This is a genomic window from Komagataeibacter kakiaceti JCM 25156, from assembly GCF_000613305.1.
Map to the genome: position 1 here is coordinate 1 of NZ_BAIO01000146.1, position 5123 is coordinate 5123.

Genomic DNA, 5123 nt, shown 5'->3' on the forward strand with positions numbered 1-5123 from the left:
GGGCGGCACGGTGGCGGAGGATCTGGCGCTGGAGGCCGAACTGCTGGCCGACCCCAAGGAACGCGCCGAGCACCTGATGCTTATCGACCTCGGCCGTAACGATGTGGGCCGGGTGTGCGAACTTGGTTCGGTCCGGGTGACGGAACAGTTCGTGATCGAGCGGTTCAGCCATGTCATGCATATTTCCTCGAACGTGGAGGGGCGGCTGCGCCCCGGTCTGGAGGCGCTTGACGCGCTGATGTCCGGCTTCCCCGCCGGCACGCTGACCGGCGCGCCCAAGATTCGCGCCATGGAGATCATTGACGAGGTGGAACCGACCCGGCGCGCCACCTATGCCGGGTGTATCGGCTATTTCGGCCCCGATGGGGACATGGATACCTGCATCGGCCTGCGCATGGCGGTGGTGAAGGATGGCCGGATGTACGTGCAGGCGGGCTGCGGCGTGGTGGCCGACAGCATTCCCGATGCGGAATATGAGGAAACCCGCCAGAAAGCCCGTGCCCTGTTCCGCGCGGCGGAGGAAGCGGTGCGATTTGCCACGGCCGAGGGCGGATAAGGCGATTTTATAGCGGGCGGGGACATGATAAGGTGCGGTCCGACATGCCGGGCCGGACCTGAAGGTTTGACCCGGCCCAGCGGAAAAGCCATGATACGACCATGATCCTTCTGATCGATAATTATGACAGCTTCACCTTCAACCTCGTTCACTATCTGGGGGATCTGGGGGAGAAGTGTGACGTCTATCGCAACGATGCGATCAGCGTGGCTGATGCGCTTGCGCTGCGGCCCGAGGCCATTGTCATCTCCCCAGGTCCATGTTCGCCCAATGAAGCCGGTATCTGTTGCGACCTGATCGCCGCGGCGGCGGGCAGGGTGCCGGTGTTTGGCGTCTGTCTGGGCCATCAGGCCATCGGGCAGGTTTTCGGGGGCGGTGGTGCGCGCGCCGGTGCCCATGCATGGCAAGGTCTCGCCGGTCTATCACGACGGCACCGGCATTTTCGCCGGTGTGCCCGACCCGTTCAACGCCACCCGCTACCACAGCCTGACCGTTGATCCCGACACCCTGCCCGACACGCTGGCCGTCACCGCCCGTTCGTCCGATGGGGTGATCATGGGGCTGCGCCACGCCAGCCTGCCGATATTTGGCGTGCAGTTCCACCCCGAGAGCATCGCGTCGGAATACGGTCATGAGATCATGGCCAATTTCCTGTCCCTTGCGCGGGGCCGGAACACACCACGCAAGGCTGCCTGAGCGGTCATGAACAGCAGTACGGACCCCGCCCCGACCCGACAGGCAGAGTTCAGGGAAATCCTCGCGGCGCTGCTGGCGCGGCACCCCCTGTCACCCGCCATGGCGGGGGCGGCGTTCGGACAGATCATGGATGGCGCGGTGGGGGAAATACCACTCGCCGCGTTCCTGACCGCGCTGCATATGCGTGGCGAGAGCGTAACCGAACTGCACGCCGCCGTGCGCGCCATGCGCGCGCGCATGGTCGCGGTGCCCGACATGCCGGCGGATGCGGTGGATGTATGCGGCACCGGTGGTGACGGACTGGGTACGCTCAACGTCTCCACCGCCGTGGCCTTCGTGCTGGCCGCCCTTGGCGTGCCGGTGGTCAAGCATGGCAACAGGGCGCTGTCCTCGCGCTCCGGCGCGACGGATGTCCTGCTGGAACTCGGCGTGCCGCTGCCGGTGGACATCCCGCATATCCGCCGGATGATGGACAGCCATGGCGTGACGTTCCTGGCCGCGACCAACCATCATCCCGCCATGCGGCATGTCGGCGCGGTGCGGCGGGGGCTGGGGTTTCGCACCATTTTCAATCTTGTCGGCCCGCTGTGCAATCCCGCCGGGGTCACGCGGCAGCTTGTGGGCGTGTTCTCGCCCCGGTGGCTGGAGGTCATGGCCACGACGCTGCGCGAAGCCGGATCGCGGTGCGTCTGGGCGGTCAGTGGCGCGTGCGGGGACGGGTGGTTCATTGATGAAGTGACCCTCGCCGGTCCCACCCATGTCCGTGCGCTGGAAGCGGGTGAGATTCTCACCCTCACCCTCGATCCGCTGGAAACGGGACTGGCGCCCGCGCCCATCAGCGCCATTACCGGGGGCACGCCCGCGCATAACGCCCGCGCGCTGCGTCATCTGGCCGAAGGGGGGCAGGGCGCCTACCGCGATACCGTGCTGCTCAACGCGGCGGTCGCGTTGCATGTGGCGGGGCGGGGTGACACCATCATCCGGGGCGGCGGGATCGACTATGCCGCCCTGCGCGGGAACATCGCCGTCGCGGCTGAAGTTCTCGATCGTGGCGCGGTGCTTGCCGTGCTGGAGGCTGTCCGGACATTCCGGGCGGATGAGCCTAACAGAGTAACAGGGTAGAAAATGAACGACACGCCAATGACCTCCCCCCAGACAGGTAGTGTCCAGCCCGCGGATGACGATGGCATCCCCGATGTTCTGGAACGCATCTGTGCGCGGACCCGGGTGGACGTGGCGCAGCGCGCGAAAGTCATGACGCTGAAGGAAATCACGGCCCGCGCGCGGGAAGTGAACACGCCCCCGCGCGGCTTTGGCCAGGCGCTCAAGCAGAAAACCGCCGACCACCAGATCGGCCTGATCGCGGAAATCAAGAAGGCCTCGCCTTCCGCTGGTATCCTGCGCCCGGATTACGAACCCACGGTCATCGCCGCCGAATATGAAAAGGCGGGGGCGGCATGCATTTCGGTCCTGACCGAAGGCTCGTGTTTCCATGGCAGCGCGGAAGACCTGACCCGTGTGCGCGAGGCGTGCAAGCTGCCGCTGCTGCGCAAGGATTTCATCATCGACCCGTGGCAGGTGCATGAAAGCCGCCTGATCGGGGCGGACTGCATCCTGCTCATCATGGCGATCCTGACCGATGCGGAAGCGGCGGAACTGCTCGACATCGCGCGCGGCCTGGACATGGACGTGCTGGTCGAGGTGCATGACGAGCAGGAACTGAACCGCGCGCTGGCGCTCGATACCTCCCTGATCGGGATCAACAACCGCAACCTCAAGACATTGCAGACCGATATCCGCACTACGCTCGATCTGGCCCCGCTGGTGCCGCCGGATCGGATCATCGTATCCGAAAGCGGCATCCGCACGCATGAGGACGTGCTCAGGCTCAACGCGGTGGGGGCGTCCGGCTTCCTGGTGGGGAGAGCCTGCTGCGGCAGGAAGACGTGGGCGCCGCCGTTCACGCCCTGCTCGGCACGGTGGCCACGCCCACCGGAACCGCGCCATGACATCGCCCCGCCTGTCTCATCTGGACGCGGCGGGGCACGCGGTCATGGTCGATGTCTCGGCCAAGCCCGATACGCGACGCGAGGCGGTGGCGCACGCTGGTAAGGATGCGCCCCGAAACGCTGGCCATGATCCTGTCGGGCCAGATGCCCAAGGGGGACGTGCTGGCCACCGCGCGCATTGCAGGCATCATGGCCGCCAAGAAAACATCGGACCTGATCCCTCTGTGCCATCCGCTGGCCATTTCCTCCGTCCGGGTGGAACTTGCGCCTGATGCGGCGGGGCAGGGGGTGGAGATCACGGCGCGTGTCCGCACCACCGGGCCGACCGGTGTTGAAATGGAAGCCCTGACGGCGGCCTCCGTCGCCGCCCTTACGCTGTATGACATGTGCAAGGCCGTGGAGCGGGACATGGAGATCTGTCAGATACACGTGATCCATAAATCCGGCGGGGCTTCCGGTACTTATAACCGTGCGGCGCCGCCATGACGGGGCGCGACTGTATCCCGCCCCCGTAACGGCCGTGTCGCGGCAGGAGCCAAGGCAGCAGTGCTGGCAACAAGAAGCAAGGACCTTCGATGAGTAACGAGACAGATCCCGGCCTGTCAGGTGGCCATAACAGCCGGATCATGACCGAAGCCGACCTCCGGCAGGCCTATTACGAAATGGTGCTGATCCGCCGGTTCGAGGAACGGGCGGGCCAGTTGTACGGCATGGGGCTGATCGGGGGGTTCTGTCACCTCTATATCGGTCAGGAAGCGGTTGTGGTCGGGATCCAGGCGGAGCTTAAGCAGGGGGACAAGATCATCACCTCCTACCGCGACCATGGGCAGATGCTGGCGGCCGGCATGGACCCGCGCGGTGTGATGGCGGAACTGACCGGGCGTGAGGGCGGCTATTCCCACGGCAAGGGCGGGTCCATGCACATGTTCTCGTCGGAAAAGCATTTCTATGGCGGGCACGGCATTGTCGGCGCGCAGGTCTCGCTCGGGATCGGGCTGGCCTTCGCCAACAAGTACCGTGGCACGGATGAAGTCTCGGTCACCTATTATGGTGAGGGCGCGTCCAATCAGGGCCAGGTTTACGAAAGCTTCAATCTCGCCGCCCTGCACAAACTGCCCTGCCTGTTCGTACTGGAAAACAACCGCTACGGCATGGGCACCAGTGTGGAGCGGGCTTCCGCGTCGAAGGAACTGTGGCGCAATGGCGAGCCGTGGGGCATTCCCGGCATGCATGTCGATGGCATGGACGTGAACGCGGTGCGCGCGGCGGCGCATGAAGCCATAGCCCACTGCCGCGCGGGCAAGGGGCCGGTGCTGATGGAAGTCGCGACCTATCGCTATCGCGGCCATTCCATGTCGGACCCGGCAAAGTACCGCCAGCGCGCCGAAGTGGATGAAATGCGCAAGAACCATGATCCGATCGACCGCGTGCGCCGCGAACTGCTGGAACTGGGCGTGAGCGAGGGCGAGCTGAAATCCATTGATGACAAGGTGCGTGACATCGTGACCGACGCGGCGAACTTCGCCCAGACCAGCCCCGAGCCGGACCCGTCGGAACTGTGGACAGATGTGCTGGTGGAAAGCTGATAGAAGATGGCGATAGAAATACTTATGCCTGCCCTGTCCCCCACGATGACGGAGGGCAAGATGACCCGCTGGCTGCGCAGGACGGGGGATGCGGTCGCCGCGGGTGACGTGATCGCGGAAATCGAGACGGACAAGGCCACGATGGAAGTCGAGGCCGTGGATGAAGGCGTCATGGGCCGCATCCTGATCCCGGAGGGACGGAGAACGTGGCCGTCAACACCCCCATCGCCATCCTGCTGGCGCAGGGCGAGGACGCCGATGCCCGGCCCGCCGCCG

General features: G+C 65.3%; 3 protein-coding genes and 4 pseudogenes. All 7 read left to right on the top strand.

Annotated features, from left to right (window positions below; translation table 11 throughout):
* A partial coding sequence (locus tag JCM25156_RS09150) for an anthranilate synthase component I family protein (RefSeq protein ID WP_025812842.1) occupies positions 1-556 on the top strand: 556 nt, incomplete at its 5' end.
* A gap of 101 nt (positions 557-657) precedes the next feature.
* Positions 658-1252, top strand: a pseudogene (locus JCM25156_RS23010) (anthranilate synthase component II).
* A gap of 6 nt (positions 1253-1258) precedes the next feature.
* Positions 1259-2374, top strand: a complete 1116-nt coding sequence (gene trpD, locus JCM25156_RS09160; protein ID WP_025812843.1) for an anthranilate phosphoribosyltransferase — start codon at positions 1259-1261, stop codon at positions 2372-2374.
* A gap of 3 nt (positions 2375-2377) precedes the next feature.
* Positions 2378-3261, top strand: a pseudogene (gene trpC, locus JCM25156_RS23015) (indole-3-glycerol phosphate synthase TrpC).
* Positions 3258-3747: pseudogene (gene moaC, locus JCM25156_RS23020) on the top strand (cyclic pyranopterin monophosphate synthase MoaC). The pseudogenes trpC and moaC overlap by 4 nt, the downstream one beginning before the upstream one ends.
* A gap of 89 nt (positions 3748-3836) precedes the next feature.
* Positions 3837-4847 (top strand): pyruvate dehydrogenase (acetyl-transferring) E1 component subunit alpha, encoded by a 1011-nt coding sequence (pdhA, locus tag JCM25156_RS09175; protein WP_025812844.1) that lies wholly within the window; start codon positions 3837-3839, stop codon positions 4845-4847.
* A 6-nt stretch (positions 4848-4853) separates the two neighbouring features.
* A pseudogene (locus JCM25156_RS09180) lies at positions 4854-5123 on the top strand (biotin/lipoyl-containing protein); the annotation flags it as partial.